Below are 18,183 nucleotides of genomic sequence, written 5' to 3'. Positions count from 1 at the left end.
GGCTGCATGCATCGAGACCACCATCTGGACATATACCCCCATGGGGTATTAGCGTGGGACACGATCGCCGCGCTAGCCCCCGGCGCGGCCGAACCGATCACAACCATGAACTGCAACGAAAGGACAGAACCATGAACGACAGGCACGCCCACTCCGGCACCGGACCCGGTGGGCACGCCAGCCATCATGAGCATGACGCTCACGAGGCCCATTCCCGTCACGGCAGTACCGAGCACGCGGGCCACGGAGAACATGGAGGCCATGACCACGCAGGCCACGGCGATCACGTAGCCCAGTTCCGCAGGCTCTTCTGGATCATGCTGGTTCTCGCGATCCCGGTCGTCGGATTTAACGAAACCTTCGCCCATCTCATCGGCTACCAGCTGCCTGACGCGGAATGGGTCCGGTGGATCTCGCCGCTTTTGGGCACGGTCATTTATTTCTGGGGAGGTCGCCCGTTCTTGACGGGTGCTGTCTCAGAGATCCGCTCCCGCAAACCCGGCATGATGCTGCTGATCGCCCTCGCGATCACGGTCGCCTTCGTCTCCTCTTGGGGTGCGAGCCTGAACTTGCTAGACCGCGGGCTGAATTTCTGGTGGGAACTGGCGCTGCTGGTGGTCATCATGCTGCTGGGGCACTGGATCGAGATGCGCTCCCTCGCCCAGACCACCTCGGCCCTGGATTCGCTCGCCGCACTTCTGCCCGACGAGGCCGAGAAGATCGACGGCGACGAAGTGGTGAAGGTCACCCCGGCGGATCTTGAGGTCGGCGATGTCGTGATCGTGCGACCCGGCGCGTCCGTGCCTGCTGACGGCACAATTGTCGACGGCAGCGCCAGCATGGACGAGTCGATGGTCACCGGTGAATCAAAAACGGTGCGCCGCGGTGAAGGCGAGCACGTGGTCGCTGGCACCATCGCGACAGACTCGGGCCTGCGCATCAAGGTCACGGCCACGGGTGACGACACCGCGTTGGCCGGCATTCAAAAGCTCGTCACCGATGCGCAAGAATCGTCATCGCGGGCGCAGCGCCTCGCAGACAAGGCCGCCGCGTGGTTGTTCTGGTTCACCCTCGGCGCCGCCATTCTGACCGCCGTGGTCTGGACCGTCGTCGGTGTGTCAAATGAAGCGGTAGTGCGCACTATCACGGTGCTCGTCATCGCCTGCCCCCACGCCCTAGGCCTTGCGATCCCGCTGGTCGTCTCGATCGCGACCGAGCGCGCCGCCCGTGGCGGGGTGCTGATCAAGGATCGGCTCGCGCTCGAATCGATGCGCACCGTCGACGCAGTACTGTTCGACAAGACTGGCACCCTCACCAAAGGTGAGCCCACCGTCACCGCGATCGAACCCGCCGGCGGGCGTGATAAAGAAGACGTGCTTGCCCTGGCAGCGGCCGCCGAAGCAGACAGCGAACACCCGCTCGCCCGCGCCATCACCGGGGCTGCTCAGGCCCGTGGCGTAGCCGTCCCGCAGGCAATCGACTTTTCTTCGTCCCCAGCAGTGGGCGTGAAGGCAACTGTTGACGGTGAGGTAATCGAGGTCGGTGGCCCCTACCTGCTTGAGCAGCATTCCGCCGGGGAGCTCCCGGTCGCCGACGAGTGGCGAAAGGAGGGCGCGATCATTCTCCACGTCCTCGCCGACGGCGAGGTGATCGGAGCACTCCGGCTTGCCGACGAAATCCGCCCCGAATCCCGCGACGCCGTCGACGCACTGCACTCTGCGGGCGCCCAAGTCGTCATGATCACCGGCGATGCGCAGGCCGTCGCGGACACCGTAGCCAGGGACCTGGGCATTGACCGGGTCTTCGCAGGTGTGCGTCCCGAGCACAAGGCCGCGAAAGTCAAGGAACTACAAGCCGAGGGCCACAGGGTCGCGATGGTCGGTGACGGTGTCAACGACGCCCCCGCGCTGGCCCAGGCCGATGTCGGCATCGCGATCGGTGCCGGCACAGACGTGGCCATCGGCTCGGCGGGTGTCGTCCTGGCAAGCTCCGACCCGCGGTCGGTGCTTTCGGTCATCGAGCTCTCCCGTGCGACCTACCGGAAGATGAAGCAGAACCTGTGGTGGGCGGCCGGCTACAACCTGCTGTCCGTTCCGCTGGCTGCCGGTATCCTTGCACCAATCGGGTTCGTGATGCCGATGAGCGTCGGCGCAATCCTGATGTCGGCCTCAACCGTCGTCGTGGCTCTGAATGCGCAGCTGCTCCGCCGCCTCGATCTCACCCCACAGAGCAGCACCGACCGGATACTTAACCGGTCCAAGTGACCCGACACCGTGCACACCATCCAGGAGACCAATGATGAACACCCCCACCCCCGCTTCCGGGAACTCGGCCAACCACGGCTACATCAGCGAGAAAGACCGCTACCTCGCTCGGCTCAAACGCATCGAGGGGCAGACCCGCGGTATTCACCGCATGATCGACGAAAACGCCTACTGCATTGACATCCTCACCCAGATCAGTGCGGTCAACGCGGCGCTGAAGGGCGTAGCACTGGGTTTGCTGGACGACCACTTGAAGCACTGTGTAGCCGATGCGATCAGCGACGGGCAGGAAGCCGACGCCAAGATCGAAGAAGCGTCAGCAGCTATCGCTCGACTGGTGAAATCCTAGACAACCGTGGGAGGACTCGTGCGTCTGTTGCGGGTCCCTACTCAGCGAGAGGTGAAACGTCGGTCCACCCCGATGGAGGCTGCACATAACATCCGGCGGAGCGTAATACTTCAACTGCCTTTGCGGGGTCCCGCCGGATAACTGCCTCAGTTTGCATTTCAATGAATCGTCTACGCCCCTCCTCCACGCGTTCCTCCCACCCCGGCATTGGTTGTGCATCGAATTCTCTAACAACTAACTCCACAACGTCCTCCACCGTGACGCGGAACTGCGGGTCACCGAGGGGAAAGTGAATATTCTGCTGCTGCGCCGCAGCCTCGTAGCGGCCGCTTCTTGCTAGGAGTAACCCCAACGGTACGGATTCCGCGTGAAACTGAAAATGGCTCGGGGGTTTGTTTCTGGCTTCGCGGTCGAACTCGAAGCGAACAATTGGTACGAAACGTTGTGTCGCCTTAAATTCGACCTTTATCGAGCTTTTTTCAACCGCAACCCCACTCCTGGAATTGCTTGGCCGTAGCCGGAAGTCGACAGCTAGGTGTAAACGGTTGCTTCCCGATCTGCCTATGGCGAGTTCCTTCGAGATTTTGAACCACGAGCGAAAGGTCTCTTTGGAGGTTTCGAAAGTCTCTAGCGCGGTGGTACCTACTAATGTGTTTTCGAGCAGATCCTGTATTTCACCAACGAACGTCGTTGCGTGTTCTATCCAGGCGTGCTCAGACAAAACATCTACCCGTTGAGCATCCACGACAACGCTTCGTAACGTTCTAACAGGCGTTCTTCTTCAAACTTCAGGGCACCGGCCTCGCGAAGCCGACGCAAGACATCGACGTTGTACGGTTGCATCTCTTCTTCGATGTTGGCCAATTCCCGGATGATCTCGTCGTTCGAGAGCATCCGGGTAACCGGAGTCGACATTTGCCCCTCCTTCTGCGTAGATACCTTGGACATCGATCCCCTGGATCAGTACTAGCGATCGTAGCGCAAGACCTTCATTCTTAAACGTCATACCGCAGTACGACGCGGCTGCACGCGGCGGCAAGTAGCGTGGACGGCCATGAACTTTTCCACTACCCGCGCAGTGCGGATCCGCAATGCGAGCATGGCAGCGTTCATGCTGGTCCCCTGCCTAGTTGGGCTGCTGCCGGATTCGCGACAGTTGGTCGTCGGGCTCGCACTGCTGGCCTGCGCCGTTGCGGCCCCGTTTACCCGCTGGCGCTGGCCACTGGAAACGTTCGCTGCGATCCTTACGGTGCTCATTCCCGCGGCGTTCTGCAACTCGCTCCCCGTCGGCACAATCGCCGTGGCGCCGTTCGCCGCGTACGTCGCCAGGCGCCACCTGCCTGCCCCGCACCGCGACTTCGCCACGGCTGCACTGTTGCTTGGCGACGCCGCAGCCACCGCGTTCATCATCCCCGCGCTCACCGCGCTCGAGCCTGTCGACCGGCTCCCCTACGTCTTCTGGAGCATCATTCTGCTGACCGTGGCGTTACTCTTCGGCGAGCTGCGACGCCGAGCCGACGAAAGTGCGGAGCAGGAGCTGGCGCGTCAGCGCGCTGAGTTCGAACGCGCAGCCCAGGAGCAGCGCGCCCACTTGGCGCGAGAAATCCACGACATTGTCACCCACTCGCTGACCGTCATTGTTGCGCAGGCCGACGGCGCGCGCTTCGCCGCCACCCCGGAGTCGAAGGACGAGGCGCTGCGCACCATCGGCAACGTCGGCCGCGACTCGCTGCGCCAGATGCGCGGCGTGGTGGAGCTGCTGCGCGACCCTGAACAGCGCCCCCTTGAACCAACAACGCAACTGGACATCGACGGCCTGGTCGCCACCAGCCGCGCAGGTGGGCTTAACGTCGCATACACCGCCGAGGGCACCCCTCCCGAGCACCTGGCCCCGGCCACCGCGCTTACCGTCCAGCGCATCGTGCAGGAGTCCCTGACCAACGCCATGAAGCACGGCACCGGTCACGCCGAGCTCGCGGTGCGCTGGGGCGCAGATACCGTCGTGGTAGAAATGACGAACCCGGTCACTCCCGGCGCGACCACTCGTCCGGGCCACGGAGTGGAGGGCATGCGGCAGCGCGCGGCGCTTTCCGGCGGCACGGTGACCGCATCCGCCACCCCCGCCGGCACCTGGACCACAACGGCAAGGATCCCACTCACCCCATGATCACTCTCGGACTCGCTGACGACCAAGCGCTTTTCCTCCACGGCATCCGCAACGTGCTGGACTCCCAGCCGGACATGGAGGTCCGCTGGCTCGCCGCGAACGGCGAGGAGGCAGTGCAGGCGTGCGACAGCGATCCGGTGGGCATTGTGCTTATGGACGTGCAAATGCCCGTCCTCGACGGCATCGCCGCCACCCGGCGTATCACCCAGCACCATCCGGACACCAAGGTGATCGTGCTGACCACGTTCGACGACGAGGACTACGTGCTCGGCGGGATCGGCGCGGGCGCGAGCGGGTTCCTGCTCAAGGACGCGGAACCGGAGGTGCTGCTAGACGCGATCCGCACGGTTGCAGGCGGTGACGCGGTGATTTCGCCGAGGGCGACGAACCGGATCGTCGCAAAGCTTGCTGCTCCGACAGAGAAGGCTGTGGCCCTGTCCGCCGCCGACCGCCTCGCGCTGGGTGAGCTCACCGAACGCGAGCGCGAAGTACTCATCGCGATTGCCCGCGGCTGGAGCAACGGCGAGATCGCGGAGCGGATGTTCATCTCCATGCCCACGGTGAAAACTCACGTGGGCCGGGTGCTGGCGAAGACACAGTCGCGCGACCGGGTGCACGCTGCCCTTTTCGCGTACCGGACCGGGTTGGTCTCGCGCGCGGATCTGTTGGATTCCTAAGCCGCGTCATACCTGGGTATCACGCCCAAAATCATGCCCTGTGCCGACGCGGAAGGCCCGTGTCATGCGCGAACCTTGAGCGCATGGAAACACCGATGATTCAGACCTACGGTCTGACCAAAACCTACGGACACACAGACGTCGTCCACAACCTCGACCTCAGGGTCGCCCCTGGCGTGGTGCACGGCCTGCTCGGCCCGAACGGCTCCGGCAAATCCACCACGATGAAGATGCTGCTCGGCCTCATCGCCCCCACGCACGGCGACATCAGCGTGCTCGGACACCCCATGACGCGAGCGAACCGCGCGCATGTCCTTGCCGGTGTCGGCTCGCTCATCGAAGCCCCCGCCGCTTACCCACACCTCACGGGTGGTGAAAACATGCGTATTGTCACGCGTCTGCTCGGCGCCGATCCCGAAGCGGTGCGCCGCGCGGTGTCGCTGGTGCGCCTCGAGGGTCAGATGGACAAACTGGTGAAAAACTATTCGCTGGGTATGAAGCAGCGCCTCGGCATCGCGATGGCACTCGCACGCGACCCACAATTACTTATTCTCGACGAGCCCACCAACGGCCTCGACCCCGCCGGCATTGAGGAGATCCGCGAACTCATCATCAGCCTCGCCCGCGACCAGGGCCGCACAGTGCTGGTGTCGAGCCACCTGTTGTCAGAGATCGAGAAGATGGCGACCGACTTGACCATCATCAACCACGGCAAGCTCGTGTTCCAGGGCTCCCAAGACGAGCTGTACAGCGCGCAACTGCCGGATGTGTTCATCCAGACGCCGGATGCTGCAACTGCGGTCTCGGTCCTTCGCGCGCTGCAACCGAAACGGGTCGAGGGTGGCGTGGAGCTTTCCGGGCTTGACGACGACCACCTCGCCCACACCATCGCCCTCCTGGTTACACACGGCGTACCGCTACACCAGGTCCTGCGCAAGCGCCGCAGCCTCGAGGACATCTTCATCGGCTTGACCAACGACGAGGTGGCAGGCGCATGATGGTGGAATTCGCCAAACTCAAACGCACCAAAATCGTGTGGCTGAGCCTGCTCATGACGGTGGGGATCGTCCTATTCGCCAACATGAGTCTCTTCGCAGGCGACAACGCCGCCGCATTCCAGGCCAACCCAGATACCGCATGGGCGGGACATCTCATCGGAATCGCCATGGCGCTGGCGTTTCTGACCCCGTTGCAGTTGGCACTGGTGGCCAGCCGCATCGTGGATACGGAGCACATCAGTGGCGGGTGGCGGCTCAACGCCATCGCAGGAACTCGGCCCGGGGCGCTGCTTCTTCGAAAGTTAGGTGTTGCGACGGTGGTAGTTGTCGTCGCAAAGTGTATTGAGTTCTCTGGGGCCATAGCGCTGCCCCTCGCGATGGGCGCGCCTGCACCGCGCGGAGCGATGCTGGAGACATGGCTGCGCTTCGGTCTCGGTGTCGCGGGCACCACACTTGCGCTCCTCGCTGTGATGCTCTTGCTCGCCGCGCTTGTCGAGTCGCAACTTGTCGTGCTCGCAGTCGGGGTCGTCGGCGGGTTCTTTGGCATCGCATCACTGCTGTCCCCACCGTGGCTGGCTGCAGTCAATCCCTTCGGGTACATCGCTGTGATCCTCCCGTTCGGATTCACTGAAGCAGGGGTCACCCCGTCGCAGCCCGGCTGGGTGCTGTGGAGCGGCTACCTCGTCCTCGCCGTAGCGGTCTTGGTCGCCGGTACCAAAGCCCTGGATCGAAAGGAGATCTAGACCATGGACCTAATCCTTAACGACCTGCTCAAGTTTCGACGCTCCCACGTCTGGGCGGTCGCGTTCCTCGTCCCCGTAGTTGCCGTCGCGATCGGCGCCGGCAACTACGCCGCGAACACCGGCACCCTGACCGCCGGTTGGGGTAGCTACTTCTCCCAGGTCATGTTGTTTTATGGGTTGCTGTTCTGTACCGCTGGCATCGCGATCCTCGCCGCAGCCGCCTGGCGAGTCGAGCACCGCGGGCACAACTGGCTCACCATGCTCACCTCGACGCGTTCGGTGGGCAACCTGGTGGCGTCGAAAATCGCCGCAATCGCGGTTACTGTCGCAGCGATGCACGCTGTTCTCATCGGCCTCACGTTGTTCGTCGGTTGGGCATTGGGGATTCCCGGTGCAGTGCCAGGCGAGCTCCTCGTCGCAGCGTTATTGGCCCTGGCACCAGCCGTTGCGGTGGCGTCATGGCAGTCACTGCTGTCTATGGTCATCCGTAGTTTTGCAGCACCCATCGGCATTGCGGTGGTGGTAAGTCTCGTATCGTTTGGCGCACTCGCGGCTGGGGTGCCTGGCGTGCGGTTCATCGTGGCGCCTGCGTTGTTGTCGCACACGCTGTGGCTGGGCAGTTCCGCCGTCGCTGCTGCTGGAGCGCTCGGCACTGGCACCGTCACGGGTGTTCTCGCCGCCTCCGCAGCGTTGACCGTGGCTGGCTGGGCGGTTGCTGTGGCCTACCTACGGCGTACCGACGCGCGGATCTAGGCACCGGGTACGCTCACCAGCCATGGCCGCCAAAAGTGAGTTTTATGAAATCGATACCGGTGTCGCGGAGGTGCTCCACGAGCCGGACGGGTCGATGGTGTTGCTGGTCAACGGGGTGCCCAGTTCCCACATCGTGCCTGGCGACCCGCAGCGCCTCGATTTTGAGTACATGCGCTGGATGGCGGACTTTTTGGATACCCACTACCCCGACGAGGCGAAGCCGAAGTCCCGGCTGACACACCTGGGCGGCGGCGCGTGCACGCTGGCGCGCTACTTCGCAAGCGCGTGGAAAGGCTCGCGCAACACGGTGGTGGAGATCGATTCCGAACTGGCGGTGCTCGCACGCGAACTCTTCGACATCCCGCGTGCCCCGGCCGTGAAGATTCGTGTCGACGACGCCCGCGACGTCACCGACGCTTTCAAGCCCGCCACCCGCGACGTGATCATCCGAGACGTGTTCTCGTCGGCCACCACGCCGCGGAATCTGACGACGGTGGAGTTCTATGCGGCGGTGAGGTCGTCGATAAGCGATCGCGGCTTTTACCTCGCCAACTGCGGCTCCCACGCCGACTTGAAGGAGGCGAAAGAGGAGCTCGCCGGCATGCTGGAGGTGTTCCCGCACGTTGCGGCGATCGCCGACCCGCCGATGTTCAAGGGGCGCCGCTACGGCAACATCGTGCTCATCGGCGCCAACCACCCGATCGAAGCCGGCGACGTGCTCACCCGCGAGCTGCTCAAAGGCGGGGTGCCAGCGCAGTTCAAAGGGCTTGGGTGGGCGCGCCGCTTTGCGACGACCCCACGCCACGACTAGTGCTTCAGCGCGTTATCCAACAAAATCAGCAGGTCGCCGATTTGGTAGTTGCCGACCATCATGTTGCGTAGGTCGTCGATAGGCAGCTCGCCTTGGCCCGCGAGCTGCTGGACCAAGCGCGCGATGTTGTTCGCATCCGTCAGATCAAAGCCTGCGACACGTGCGGCGTCGATGAACTGCTGCACACCAAGACCACCCGCGGCCAGTGCAAGGACTGCGACAACCAACTTCGTGCTGTCCTGCTCAAGCACCTTTAACTCGCCGGAATCAGGCGCCTGGAAACGCTCCAACACGCCACCAGCAGCGTTCAAGTTGCCTGCGGCGAACTGGTTCAACTGACCCGACGTGCCGTTAAACAGGTTCATGTCCACCGGGGTGTTGATGCCGACGACACGGCCGGAGTCGCTGCGCTGCCAAAACGACAACTTGTCCCAACCACCAACCGGCGCCGGGGGCTGATTCTGGTACGCGGCAAGCCACAGCGGGTAGGACGTGAACGCAGAGGTGTCGTTCATGTGCTCGTACCAGAAGTAGCGGTACGTGTAGATCATCGGCTTTTTGCCCGTCTGCGCCTGCACCTCAGACAGGAAGCGCTGCGTCCACGCCGCAAGCTGGACCGGGCCGAGGCCCTCGTCGACCTCAAGGTCGAGCACCGGCGGCAACTGCGTTGCCGGGCCCTGGTTGATCACGGAGGCGAAGTAACGCGCCTGGGTGACCGGGTCCTCGGCGGGGCGCGCGTAGTGGTAGGCGCCGACCTTCAGGCCGGCGTCGGCAGCGGCTTTGGCGTCCTCGTCGTAAAACTCGTTCTTCCAGCCCTCGCCCTCAGATGCCTTGACAAAGGCGAAGTCCTGGCCGCCGATCGTGCCCACCGAGCGCCAGTCGATGGTCGCGCCGCCCGGACGCTGGTGGCCCGCGACATCGACGCCGGAGACCACGCCCGGGATCGACTGGGCGTCGGCTTGCCCGAGCGGCGTGACGGTTGTGGCAAACAGCAGGGCGGCGACAGCGGCTGCTGCGGAACGGATTCGGCGTGACATCTGCATGCGGGCAACACTAGTGCACCCAAATCACACAAATCACATGCGACACGCGCGTTGCCGGTTAGAGCGCGCCAGCTGCCCGCGCCTTTTCCACCACGTCCGGGATCGCGTTGAGGAACGCCTCCACGTCCTGCGCAGTGTTCGTACGCCCGACCGTCACGCGCAACGCCCCCATCGCCTCACGCTCGCTGTAGCCCATCGCCTCGAGCACATGGCTCATGCGCAGCACGCCACTGGCGCACGCCGAGCCCGCCGACACCGAAATGCCCTGCACGTCCAGCAGCATGATCAGCGCGTCCGCGTTCGCGCCGGGGAACATGAAGTGCGCATGGCCCGGCAGCGCGGGCTCTTGCGTTGCGACGACCACCCCATCCACACGTTGCCTCACCCCCTCAATGAGCGCATCCCGCAGGCGCTCAATCTCGGTATGTTCTGCGATCGCCTCCTCGAGCGCCACCGCCGTGGCGGCGGCCGATGCGACGTCGACGGTGCCGGAGCGGATCCCGCGCTCCTGCCCCCCGCCCAGAATCACCGGCTTCGGCGCGGGCGAACGCTTCGCCAGCAGAATGCCGGTGCCGCGCGGGCCGCCAAACTTGTGAGCGCTGGCCGCAAGCGTGGTCGCGCCAAGCGCGTGAAAATCCACCGGCACATGGCCGACCGCCTGCACCGCATCGACGTGCACCGGCGTGCCGACGGCGGTGGCGCGCTCAATCGCCTCACCCACCGGCTGGATCGCGCCGGTTTCGTTGTTCGCCCACATCATCGTCACAACCGCCGCCGGCGTATCCAGCGCACTTAAGTCCGTCACGTGCCCGTCGCGACCCACCGGCAGCCACTCCACATCCGCCCCAGTCTGGCCAAGAGACTTGACTACCTCGAGCACCGCGGGGTGCTCGATAGGCGTGGCAACCACCCGATCCAGCTCGGAAGTCGCAAACAGCCCACGCACCCCAATGTTGTTGGCCTCTGTGCCCGAGCCGGTAAACACCACCTCCACGGGGTCGGCGCCGAGGGCGCCCGCGATGCGCTCGCGGGCGTCGGCAAGCACAGCGTTCGCCTTGCGCCCCGCGGCGTGTTGGCTTCCCGCGTTGAGGGCGCCTGCGTGTTCCACCCACGCGTCGATCGCACTTTGGCGCATCGGAGTTGTAGCAGCGTGATCGAAATAGACCATGCGCCCAAGGTTAGGCGTGCACGCGCGGCCCGCACACATGCGCCACCGCCTGATCCCCAATCCGCGCGATCACCACCGCCATCTGTGCCTTGCCGCGCAGCTTCAATTTCTTGCGCAACTGGTCCGGGTCCACATCCACGCCGCGCACGAGGATCTCCACGCTGCCAGCACCGTGGGAGGCCAGCACCTTCTTCAGGGCACGCAGCGGCACCGCTTCCAGGAAGGGAAAGCCACTGTAGCCTGCCGGGATCTGCTCGCCGGTCAGATACGCAATGTGCTCGTCGAGCATGCTCAGACCGTGACGCGCAGCCCACCCACGCACCAGGCCCGCGCGCACCACTGCCCCGTCCGGGTCGATGATGTAGCGCTGTGGGGCGGTGACGTCGACGGTGTCGTCGTCAAGATCTGTGACGCGCTCCTCGCCATCTCGCAGGACCACCGCTTCTCGACGAACCCCTCCCGCCAACCCCGGCGTATACAAACACGCCTCTTTGACGCCGCCGTCGACGGACACCACGCTGACCAGCCCATCCCACCCCGAATAGTCGATGCCCGGCGCGCACTTCACTGCCATCTCGCGGCCGGCCTGCGCATCGAGCAAATCCGGCAGCGGTGGAAGCAACTGGGCTGGGTCGGTGATTCGGCGGCCCCCGGCGCGACGCGCTGGATCAGCAACCACCACCCCGTCAGACGTCACCGGCGTGAGCGCATCCGCCTGCGCCAGCCACGCCTCTTGCCCCAAGTTGTGCCGCGCCATGATCAAACGAGACATATCCAGGTCACTGCCCATCCACGCAATGCCACGCTGACGAAACGCCGGAGCTTCCGAGCCGACAGAACACGTCACGTCATGCACCATCTGCGCTCCCGCCTCGGCAATGCGCGCGGCACGTACCCCCGCTACGCGTGCTGGGGTGGCCTGCTGCGCGGCGTCGGCATCGGTAAGCCAATGGGCAGGAAACTTGCCGGCTGCGGCGCGCCGGGCGGCGATAAGCGCGCTGACGGCTCGGGCGTAGTCGCCAAAGTGTTGGTCCAACACCGCACGGTCGGCGAACACACTCTTTTTGGTCAGGGCGATCTCGGGCTCGACTGCGGAGATCGCGTCAGCGTTCGCTGCGAGGAACCGTGCCTCTGCGACGCTAAATGTCATAGCGTTTTCCGATCCTATCGACTGGTTGAAACGTAAAGAACTCCTCATAACGCTCGTCGTCGACCGGGTCGCCGATCACGGGTGCCAGGCTTGCGCCTTCGGCGGCGTGCAGGACGTCGTCGACAGTGTTAAAGCGGCGCAATTCGTTCAACTGGGCCCACGTCGAAGGGGCAAGGCGCACCAAACCATGCCGCCAGCCGTCAAGGATCAACTGTGGTGGGAACCAGTTCGCGTCGTCTGCCTCCCACGTATCCGAATCCGGCTCTTGGCCCTCCGGATTAGCGGCGACAAAGGTAAACGTGTCAAACCAATTGCCGCTTTCGGACACCCCGACCCAGCGCGCCACCGGCTTGAGCAGGTCCGCGCACACGTTGAGGTTGCTCTCCTGCAACACGTCAGTCAGGGAAAGCTCGTGAGATTCGAGCCGGAGGCGGTGGTTGTGGAAGGGGCGGGCGTCGTCGAGAAGCGTGCCGTCATCGTCAACCGCAAGCAGCGTGCCAGTCTCCTCGAACAGCTCGCGCACCGCCGCGAACAACACCGCGTGAGCCTTGTATTTGGTCACCCCGAGCTGGCGAGCAAGCGAAATCGCGGAACGCCCAAGCCACAACTCGCCATCGTCCCAGGCACGCGGCGGGAAATCACGCGAATCCACCCCGCCGCCCGGAAACACCGTCAACCCCGGGTAATTCGGCATGGACAGGACACGCTCCTGCACCCACACCTCAATCCCCTCGGCGCTATTACGTAGCAGAATTACCGTCGCAGATAAACGCGCACCGAAAAACCCGCTCTTCTCGCTCGGGTCAATCGAATCGGCCTCGTCGTGCGACAACACGGCCTCGTTGCGCTTCTTCTCCGTCGGCATTGCTCCCACCCCGGCGGTCTACGCCCGGTGCGCACCCCTGCGGGCTGAACGGGCGCGGCGTGCGAAGAAACGCCCGTCAGCGCGCGTCACTTCGATCGGCTGGTGGTAGGCGCGCGAGACGTTCTCGGACGTCAGCACGTCATCGATGAGGCCTTGGGCGACAATCTCGCCTTCGTCCAGCAGCATCGCGTGGGTAAACCCGTCCGGGATCTCCTCCAGGTGGTGGGTGATCATGACGATCGCCGGCGCATCCGGGTCCATCGCCAGATCCCCCAGGTAGGCCAGGAGGTCCTCACGGCCGCCCAAGTCCATGCCGGCGGCGGGCTCGTCGAGAATGAGCAGCTCCGGGTTGGTCATCACGGCACGCGCAACGAGCACGCGCTTCTTCTCGCCGTCAGACAGGGTGCCCCAGCGACGGTCGATCAGGTGCATCGCGCCGACTTGCTCAAGTACTTCGAGGGCTTGGTCGTAATCCATCTCGTCGTAGTCCTCGCGCCAACGCCCCAAAATGGCGTAACCAGCGGAGACCACGAGGTCGCCGACCTTCTCGTCCTCCGGCACACGGTTCGCCACCGCGGAGGACGTCACGCCGATCGCAGCACGCAGGTCGCGCATATCGGTCGCGCCGACGCGCTCGCCGAGAATGAACGCGTGGCCTGCCGATGGGAATTCCTGCGCCGACGCCATCCGGATCAAGGTGGTCTTACCGGCGCCGTTCGGCCCGATGACCACCCACCTCTCGTCGAGCTCGACCTGCCAATCGACAGGGCCGACGAGCGTGTGTCCGCCACGAATGAAGGACACGTTGCGCATGTCGATGAGCAGGTCCGGATCTGTCACCAATTCCTCTGTCTGATTCACGTCCCCCATCTTGGCCTATTTCGGCCCGCGTGTGTGGTTGCCCCGCGCTACCCTGGCGGGTGAATCAATGGTCGCTCGGAAGGTTTTGATGATGGTTGCTCGCTTCGGCATCGACGACGTCCGCCCCCAGGTCTCTGGGCGCACGTTGCCGTCGAAGGCGGTTGTTGGTGAGGTCGTGCCGGTTTCCGCGTTGGTGTGGCGCGAGGGCCACGATGCGATTGCTGCGACGCTGGTACTTGTCGCGCCGTCGGGTGCGCAGTACGAGGTGCCGATGCACGCCGAGTTTTATCGGCCGGATTATTGCCATGCGGTGTTTGTGCCGGACGAGCAAGGTCTGTGGCGCTATCGGGTGGATGCGTGGAGCGACGTCATGGCCACGTGGCGCAACGCGGTGGAAAAGAAGCTCGCCGCCGGCCAGTCGGAGGCGGAGTTGGCCAACGATATCGCGCATGGCGTGGAATTGTTCGACGCCGCGATTGCTCAGCATGCTTCCCCGGTGCTTGCCTCCGCGCGCGCATCGCTTATCGACGACACCCTGCCCCTTTCCCAACGCCTCACCCCCGGGTGCTCCCAGGAGGTGCGCGACGTGCTCGCCGAACACCCGCTGCGTGAATTGGTCACCCGCGGGCCCGTCGCCGATATCCTTGTGGAGCGTCGCGAGGCACTTGTGAACTCCTGGTACGAACTGTTTCCGCGCTCCACTGGTGGCGTGGACAAGAAGGGCAACCCGATCCACGGCACCTGGGCCACCACCGCGGCGCAGTTGGACCGAGTGGCGGCGATGGGGTTCGACACCGTCTATTTCCCGCCCATCCACCCGATTGGCGAGGTCAACCGCAAAGGCCGCAACAACACCCTCACCCCCGAAGACGGCGACGTCGGCTCCCCGTGGGCCATCGGGTCTAAATACGGCGGCCACGACGCCTTCGACCCAAACCTGGGCGGCGAGGACGAATTTTTAGACATGATGGACCACGCCAACGAGTTGGGTCTGGAGATCGCCCTCGACTTCGCCCTGCAGGCCGCACCCGATCACCCGTGGGCGAAAGAGCACCCGGAGTTTTTCACCGTGCTCGCCGACGGCACCATCGCTTACGCCGAAAACCCGCCAAAGAAATACCAGGACATCTACCCGCTGAACTTCGACAACGCGCCCGAGGCGCTCTACGCCGAGATCTACCGGGTGCTCATGTACTGGGTCAACCTCGGCGTGACCACCTTCCGTGTAGACAATCCCCACACGAAGCCGGTGAACTTCTGGCACTGGCTCATTTCCAAGGTCCACGAAACCGACCCGGACGTCATCTTCCTCGCCGAGGCGTTTACCCGCCCGCCGCGCATGTACGGGCTGTCCAAGGCTGGGTTTAGCCAGTCGTACACCCACTTCACCTGGAAGGTGACCAAGGCGGAGTTGACCGACTTTGCCCAACTGCTTGTCGACGTCGCCGACGTCTCCCGCCCCAACCTCTTCGTCAACACCCCCGACATCCTGCACGCCACCCTGCAGACCGGTGGCCCGGCAGCGTTTGCCCTGCGCGCCACACTCGCTGCCACCATGAGCCCTTTGTGGGGCGTGTACTCCGGCTACGAACTCTACGAAAACCGCCCCGTCGCCGCCGGCAGCGAGGAATACCACGACAGCGAAAAATACCAACTGCGCCATCGCGACTTCGACGCTGCTCTCAAGCAAGGCAAATCCCTCGAGCCGTACCTGACGCTGCTCAACCAGATCCGTCGCGACAACCCCGCCCTGCAGCAACTGCGCCAAATCCGCTTCCACCGCATCGACAACGACAACCTCATCGCCTACTCCAAGGTCGATGCGATTTCCGGCAACGCGGTGTTGGTCGTCGTCAATCTGGACCCCACCGGCACCCAAGAAGGCCTGCTGCACATCGACGCCGACGCCATCGGACTGAGCCCCGGCACCTTCGACGTCCACGACCAGATCACCAACGAGCGCTACACGTGGACAACCGCCGAAACCGGCAACTACATCAAACTCTCGCCCGAGAAGAACGTCGCCCACGTGGTGCGTTTGCCCGAGGTTGCGCCGGATCGTCGAGAAGCACTCGCGTACCGTCAGATCTCAGACCACGACTACCGCCCCTAAGGACCACCATGAACACCAACCTGCTCATCCCGGACGGGGACCGCCAACGCCTCCTCGCCTGCACCCACAACGCACCCCACGACATCTACGGCTGGCACCCCCACGGCGACGGCTCCATCATCCGCGCCCGCTTCATCGGTGCCGAACGCGTCGAACTGCTCATCCACAACGCGTCCCAACCCATGCAACCGCTTGGCGACGACATCTGGGCCGCCACCCTCGACGACACCCACACCCCCGACTACCGCTACCGCATCACCTACCCCGGCGCCGATCCCATCATCGTCGCCGACGCCTACAACTTCCTACCCACCCTCGGCTCCCTCGACATCCACCTCATCAACGAAGGCCGCCACGAACGCCTCTGGGACGTCCTCGGCGCAAACGTCCGCACCTACGAAACCACACTCGGCGTCGTCACCGGCACCTCATTTGCCGTCTGGGCACCCAACGCCACCGGTGTCGCCGTCATCGGCAACTTCTGCTCCTGGAACCCCAGCCAGTACCCCATGCGCAGCCTCGGCGTCTCCGGCGTCTGGGAAATCTTCATCCCCGGCATCGGCGACGGCGACGCTTACAAATTCGCCATCCACACCGCCGACGGCACACGCATCGACAAAGCCGACCCGCTCGCCAAACGCACGTTGACACCACCCGAGACGGTGTCAGTCGTCGCAAAGCAAAGCGAATTCGAATGGAGCGACCACGACTGGATCACCGCCCGTGCCGGACGCGACGCCACCAACTCCGCCATGAGCATCTACGAATGCCACATCGGCTCCTGGAAACAAGGCTCCACCTACGCCACACTTACCGACGAACTCGTGCCCTACCTCGTCGACAACGGCTACACCCACGTCGAATTCCTCCCAGTCGCCGAACATCCCTACGGCGGCTCCTGGGGATACCAAGTCACCGGCTACTACGCCCCCACCGCACGCTGGGGAAGCCCCGACGACTTCCGACGCCTCGTCGACACCCTGCACGCCAACGGCATCGGCGTCATCGTCGACTGGGTGCCCGCCCACTTCCCCAAAGACGACTTCGCCCTCGCACGCTTCGACGGCACACCCCTCTACGAACACCCCGACTGGCGACGCGGCGAACAACGCGACTGGGGCACCTACGTGTTCAACTTCGGCCGCCGCGAAGTCCGCAACTTCCTCGTCGCCAACGCCCTGTACTGGTTCGAAGAATTCCACCTCGACGGCATCCGCGTCGACGCCGTCGCCTCCATGCTCTACCTCGACTACTCCCGCGAACCCGGCGAATGGCTCCCCAACCAACACGGCGGCCGCGAACACTGGGAAGCCGTCCAATTCCTCCAAGAAATGAACGCCACCGTCCACCGCGAACACCCCGGCGTGCTCACCATCGCCGAAGAATCCACCGCATGGCCAGGCGTGACCGCCCAAACCGACGCCGACGGCCTCGGATTCTCCATGAAGTGGAACATGGGTTGGATGAACGACACCCTCGAATACTTCTCACTCGACCCCGTCCACCGCTCCCACCACCACAACGAAATCACCTTCTCGCTCGTCTACGCCTTCTCCGAACGCTACGTCCTACCGTTCAGCCACGACGAAGTCGTCCACGGCAAAGGCTCCCTGTGGCAGCGCATGCCTGGCGACGACTGGAACAAAGCCGCGGGCTTACGCGCCCTTTACGGCTACATGTACTCCCACCCCGGCAAACCACTCATGTTCATGGGCTGCGAATGGGGCCAAACCACCGAATGGGACGAAGCCCACTCCATCAACTGGGACGACCTGCACCGCGACTACCACGCCGGCATCAAACGCCTCGTACGCGACCTCAACCTGGTCTACCGCGACACCCCCGCCCTGTACTCCCAAGACAACACCCCCATGGGCTTCCAGTGGATCAAGGGCGACGACGCCTCAAACAACGTCCTCGCCTACATCCGCTGGGGCGTCGACGCCACCCCAGTCCTCGCCGTGATCAACCTCTCCGGCGTCTCCTTGCCCAGCTACCGCCTCGGCCTGCCCGAAGCAGGCGCATGGGACATGCTGATCAACACCGACGAATCAGTCTACGGCGGTGCCGGCAACGACCTGCCACGCAGCGTGCACACCGACGCCACCGAGTGGGACCGGTTCGACCAGTCCATTGAGCTGCACATCCCAGCCATGAGCGTGCAGTACTACGTCCTCCGGCGCTAAGAGCCGAAGAGTTGGTCCATTGCCCCGCGGTTGGT

17 protein-coding genes are annotated in these 18,183 nt (G+C 64.1%); 10 read left to right on the top strand and 7 right to left on the bottom strand.

All coding sequences use genetic code 11. From position 1 onward, the window contains the following. The first annotated feature begins 131 nt into the window (after positions 1-131). Together HMPREF2736_RS07870 and HMPREF2736_RS07865 are read left to right on the top strand one after the other, a co-directional pair. On the top strand, positions 132-2,264 hold the full coding sequence (locus HMPREF2736_RS07870) for a heavy metal translocating P-type ATPase (protein WP_083279506.1): 2,133 nt from the start codon (positions 132-134) through the stop codon (positions 2,262-2,264). A gap of 34 nt (positions 2,265-2,298) precedes the next feature. Then, positions 2,299-2,613, top strand: coding sequence for a metal-sensitive transcriptional regulator (locus HMPREF2736_RS07865; protein ID WP_070423030.1), 315 nt, complete (start codon positions 2,299-2,301; stop codon positions 2,611-2,613). A gap of 37 nt (positions 2,614-2,650) precedes the next feature. Here HMPREF2736_RS07865 and HMPREF2736_RS07860 read toward each other — a convergent pair whose 3' ends face one another. Continuing rightward, entirely contained in the window at positions 2,651-3,358 is a 708-nt protein-coding gene (locus HMPREF2736_RS07860; RefSeq protein ID WP_070423002.1) for a hypothetical protein, read from the bottom strand. Next, complete coding sequence (locus HMPREF2736_RS07855) at positions 3,340-3,528, bottom strand: hypothetical protein (protein ID WP_070423003.1); 189 nt, start codon at positions 3,526-3,528, stop codon at positions 3,340-3,342. The genes HMPREF2736_RS07860 and HMPREF2736_RS07855 overlap by 19 nt, the downstream gene beginning before the upstream one ends. Positions 3,529-3,667: 139 nt before the next feature. On the opposite strand from HMPREF2736_RS07855, the gene HMPREF2736_RS07850 reads away from it, so the two are divergent. The 6 genes from HMPREF2736_RS07850 to HMPREF2736_RS07825 all read left to right on the top strand — a co-directional run bounded on the left by HMPREF2736_RS07850 (position 3,668) and on the right by HMPREF2736_RS07825 (position 8,762). Continuing rightward, complete coding sequence (locus HMPREF2736_RS07850; protein WP_070423004.1) at positions 3,668-4,780, top strand: sensor histidine kinase; 1,113 nt, start codon at positions 3,668-3,670, stop codon at positions 4,778-4,780. Then, positions 4,777-5,457 carry a response regulator transcription factor gene (locus HMPREF2736_RS07845; protein ID WP_070423005.1) on the top strand — a complete coding sequence of 227 codons (681 nt, stop codon included), beginning with the start codon at positions 4,777-4,779 and terminating at the stop codon, positions 5,455-5,457. Before HMPREF2736_RS07850 ends, HMPREF2736_RS07845 begins: the two co-directional genes overlap by 4 nt. Before the next feature lie 95 nt (positions 5,458-5,552). Beyond that, complete coding sequence (locus HMPREF2736_RS07840; RefSeq protein ID WP_246822121.1) at positions 5,553-6,455, top strand: ABC transporter ATP-binding protein; 903 nt, start codon at positions 5,553-5,555, stop codon at positions 6,453-6,455. After that, a complete protein-coding gene (locus tag HMPREF2736_RS07835) occupies positions 6,452-7,198 on the top strand; it encodes an ABC transporter permease (RefSeq protein WP_070423007.1) in 747 nt (248 codons plus the stop codon). The genes HMPREF2736_RS07840 and HMPREF2736_RS07835 overlap by 4 nt, the downstream gene beginning before the upstream one ends. 3 nt (positions 7,199-7,201) lie before the next feature. Next, the gene (locus HMPREF2736_RS07830) at positions 7,202-7,951 is read left to right on the top strand and encodes an ABC transporter permease (RefSeq protein WP_070423008.1); all 750 of its coding nucleotides are present in this window, start codon (positions 7,202-7,204) and stop codon (positions 7,949-7,951) included. 22 nt (positions 7,952-7,973) lie between these two features. Then, positions 7,974-8,762, top strand: a complete 789-nt coding sequence (locus tag HMPREF2736_RS07825; RefSeq protein WP_070423009.1) for a spermidine synthase — start codon at positions 7,974-7,976, stop codon at positions 8,760-8,762. On the opposite strand, the gene HMPREF2736_RS07820 is transcribed toward HMPREF2736_RS07825, so the two are convergent. From HMPREF2736_RS07820 to HMPREF2736_RS07800, 5 genes are read right to left on the bottom strand one after another with little or no spacing between them, the layout of a single operon-like run. Next, positions 8,759-9,805 (bottom strand): glycoside hydrolase family 25 protein, encoded by a 1,047-nt coding sequence (locus tag HMPREF2736_RS07820; protein WP_070423010.1) that lies wholly within the window; start codon positions 9,803-9,805, stop codon positions 8,759-8,761. The two genes, HMPREF2736_RS07825 and HMPREF2736_RS07820, sit on opposite strands and share 4 nt — an antisense overlap. A gap of 58 nt (positions 9,806-9,863) precedes the next feature. Next, positions 9,864-10,973 carry a cysteine desulfurase family protein gene (locus tag HMPREF2736_RS07815; RefSeq protein ID WP_070423011.1) on the bottom strand — a complete coding sequence of 370 codons (1,110 nt, stop codon included), beginning with the start codon at positions 10,971-10,973 and terminating at the stop codon, positions 9,864-9,866. 10 nt (positions 10,974-10,983) lie between these two features. Beyond that, on the bottom strand, positions 10,984-12,123 hold the full coding sequence (locus tag HMPREF2736_RS07810; protein WP_070423012.1) for a THUMP-like domain-containing protein: 1,140 nt from the start codon (positions 12,121-12,123) through the stop codon (positions 10,984-10,986). Next, positions 12,113-12,988, bottom strand: coding sequence for an NUDIX hydrolase (locus HMPREF2736_RS07805; protein ID WP_070423013.1), 876 nt, complete (start codon positions 12,986-12,988; stop codon positions 12,113-12,115). The genes HMPREF2736_RS07810 and HMPREF2736_RS07805 overlap by 11 nt, the downstream gene beginning before the upstream one ends. 18 nt (positions 12,989-13,006) lie before the next feature. Continuing rightward, a complete protein-coding gene (locus HMPREF2736_RS07800; protein ID WP_371325708.1) occupies positions 13,007-13,801 on the bottom strand; it encodes an ABC transporter ATP-binding protein in 795 nt (264 codons plus the stop codon). A 139-nt stretch (positions 13,802-13,940) separates the two neighbouring features. Here HMPREF2736_RS07800 and HMPREF2736_RS07795 point away from each other — a divergent pair, with 139 nt between their 5' ends. Together HMPREF2736_RS07795 and glgB are read left to right on the top strand one after the other, a co-directional pair. Continuing rightward, positions 13,941-15,962, top strand: a complete 2,022-nt coding sequence (locus HMPREF2736_RS07795) for a maltotransferase domain-containing protein (protein WP_070829340.1) — start codon at positions 13,941-13,943, stop codon at positions 15,960-15,962. A gap of 8 nt (positions 15,963-15,970) precedes the next feature. After that, entirely contained in the window at positions 15,971-18,148 is a 2,178-nt protein-coding gene (gene glgB / locus HMPREF2736_RS07790) for a 1,4-alpha-glucan branching protein GlgB (protein ID WP_210399454.1), read from the top strand. Positions 18,149-18,183: the final 35 nt, after the last annotated feature.

This window comes from Corynebacterium sp. HMSC036E10, from assembly GCF_001836265.1.
Classification (GTDB): Bacteria; Actinomycetota; Actinomycetes; order Mycobacteriales; family Mycobacteriaceae; genus Corynebacterium; species Corynebacterium coyleae.
The sequence above is the reverse complement of the archived record's forward strand: the minus strand, read 5'-3'. Positions and strand labels throughout refer to the sequence as shown.

Coding starts and splice junctions, on each gene's coding strand:
- HMPREF2736_RS07870 (WP_083279506.1), top strand. CDS start 132: ATGAACGACAGGCACGCCCACTCCGGCACCGGACCCGGTGGGCACGCC.
- HMPREF2736_RS07865 (WP_070423030.1), top strand. CDS start 2,299: ATGAACACCCCCACCCCCGCTTCCGGGAACTCGGCCAACCACGGCTAC.
- HMPREF2736_RS07855 (WP_070423003.1), bottom strand. CDS start 3,528: ATGTCGACTCCGGTTACCCGGATGCTCTCGAACGACGAGATCATCCGG.
- HMPREF2736_RS07850 (WP_070423004.1), top strand. CDS start 3,668: ATGAACTTTTCCACTACCCGCGCAGTGCGGATCCGCAATGCGAGCATG.
- HMPREF2736_RS07845 (WP_070423005.1), top strand. CDS start 4,777: ATGATCACTCTCGGACTCGCTGACGACCAAGCGCTTTTCCTCCACGGC.
- HMPREF2736_RS07840 (WP_246822121.1), top strand. CDS start 5,553: ATGATTCAGACCTACGGTCTGACCAAAACCTACGGACACACAGACGTC.
- HMPREF2736_RS07835 (WP_070423007.1), top strand. CDS start 6,452: ATGATGGTGGAATTCGCCAAACTCAAACGCACCAAAATCGTGTGGCTG.
- HMPREF2736_RS07830 (WP_070423008.1), top strand. CDS start 7,202: ATGGACCTAATCCTTAACGACCTGCTCAAGTTTCGACGCTCCCACGTC.
- HMPREF2736_RS07825 (WP_070423009.1), top strand. CDS start 7,974: ATGGCCGCCAAAAGTGAGTTTTATGAAATCGATACCGGTGTCGCGGAG.
- HMPREF2736_RS07820 (WP_070423010.1), bottom strand. CDS start 9,805: ATGCAGATGTCACGCCGAATCCGTTCCGCAGCAGCCGCTGTCGCCGCC.
- HMPREF2736_RS07815 (WP_070423011.1), bottom strand. CDS start 10,973: ATGGTCTATTTCGATCACGCTGCTACAACTCCGATGCGCCAAAGTGCG.
- HMPREF2736_RS07810 (WP_070423012.1), bottom strand. CDS start 12,123: ATGACATTTAGCGTCGCAGAGGCACGGTTCCTCGCAGCGAACGCTGAC.
- HMPREF2736_RS07805 (WP_070423013.1), bottom strand. CDS start 12,988: ATGCCGACGGAGAAGAAGCGCAACGAGGCCGTGTTGTCGCACGACGAG.
- HMPREF2736_RS07800 (WP_371325708.1), bottom strand. CDS start 13,801: ATGCGCAACGTGTCCTTCATTCGTGGCGGACACACGCTCGTCGGCCCT.
- HMPREF2736_RS07795 (WP_070829340.1), top strand. CDS start 13,941: ATGGTTGCTCGCTTCGGCATCGACGACGTCCGCCCCCAGGTCTCTGGG.
- glgB (WP_210399454.1), top strand. CDS start 15,971: ATGAACACCAACCTGCTCATCCCGGACGGGGACCGCCAACGCCTCCTC.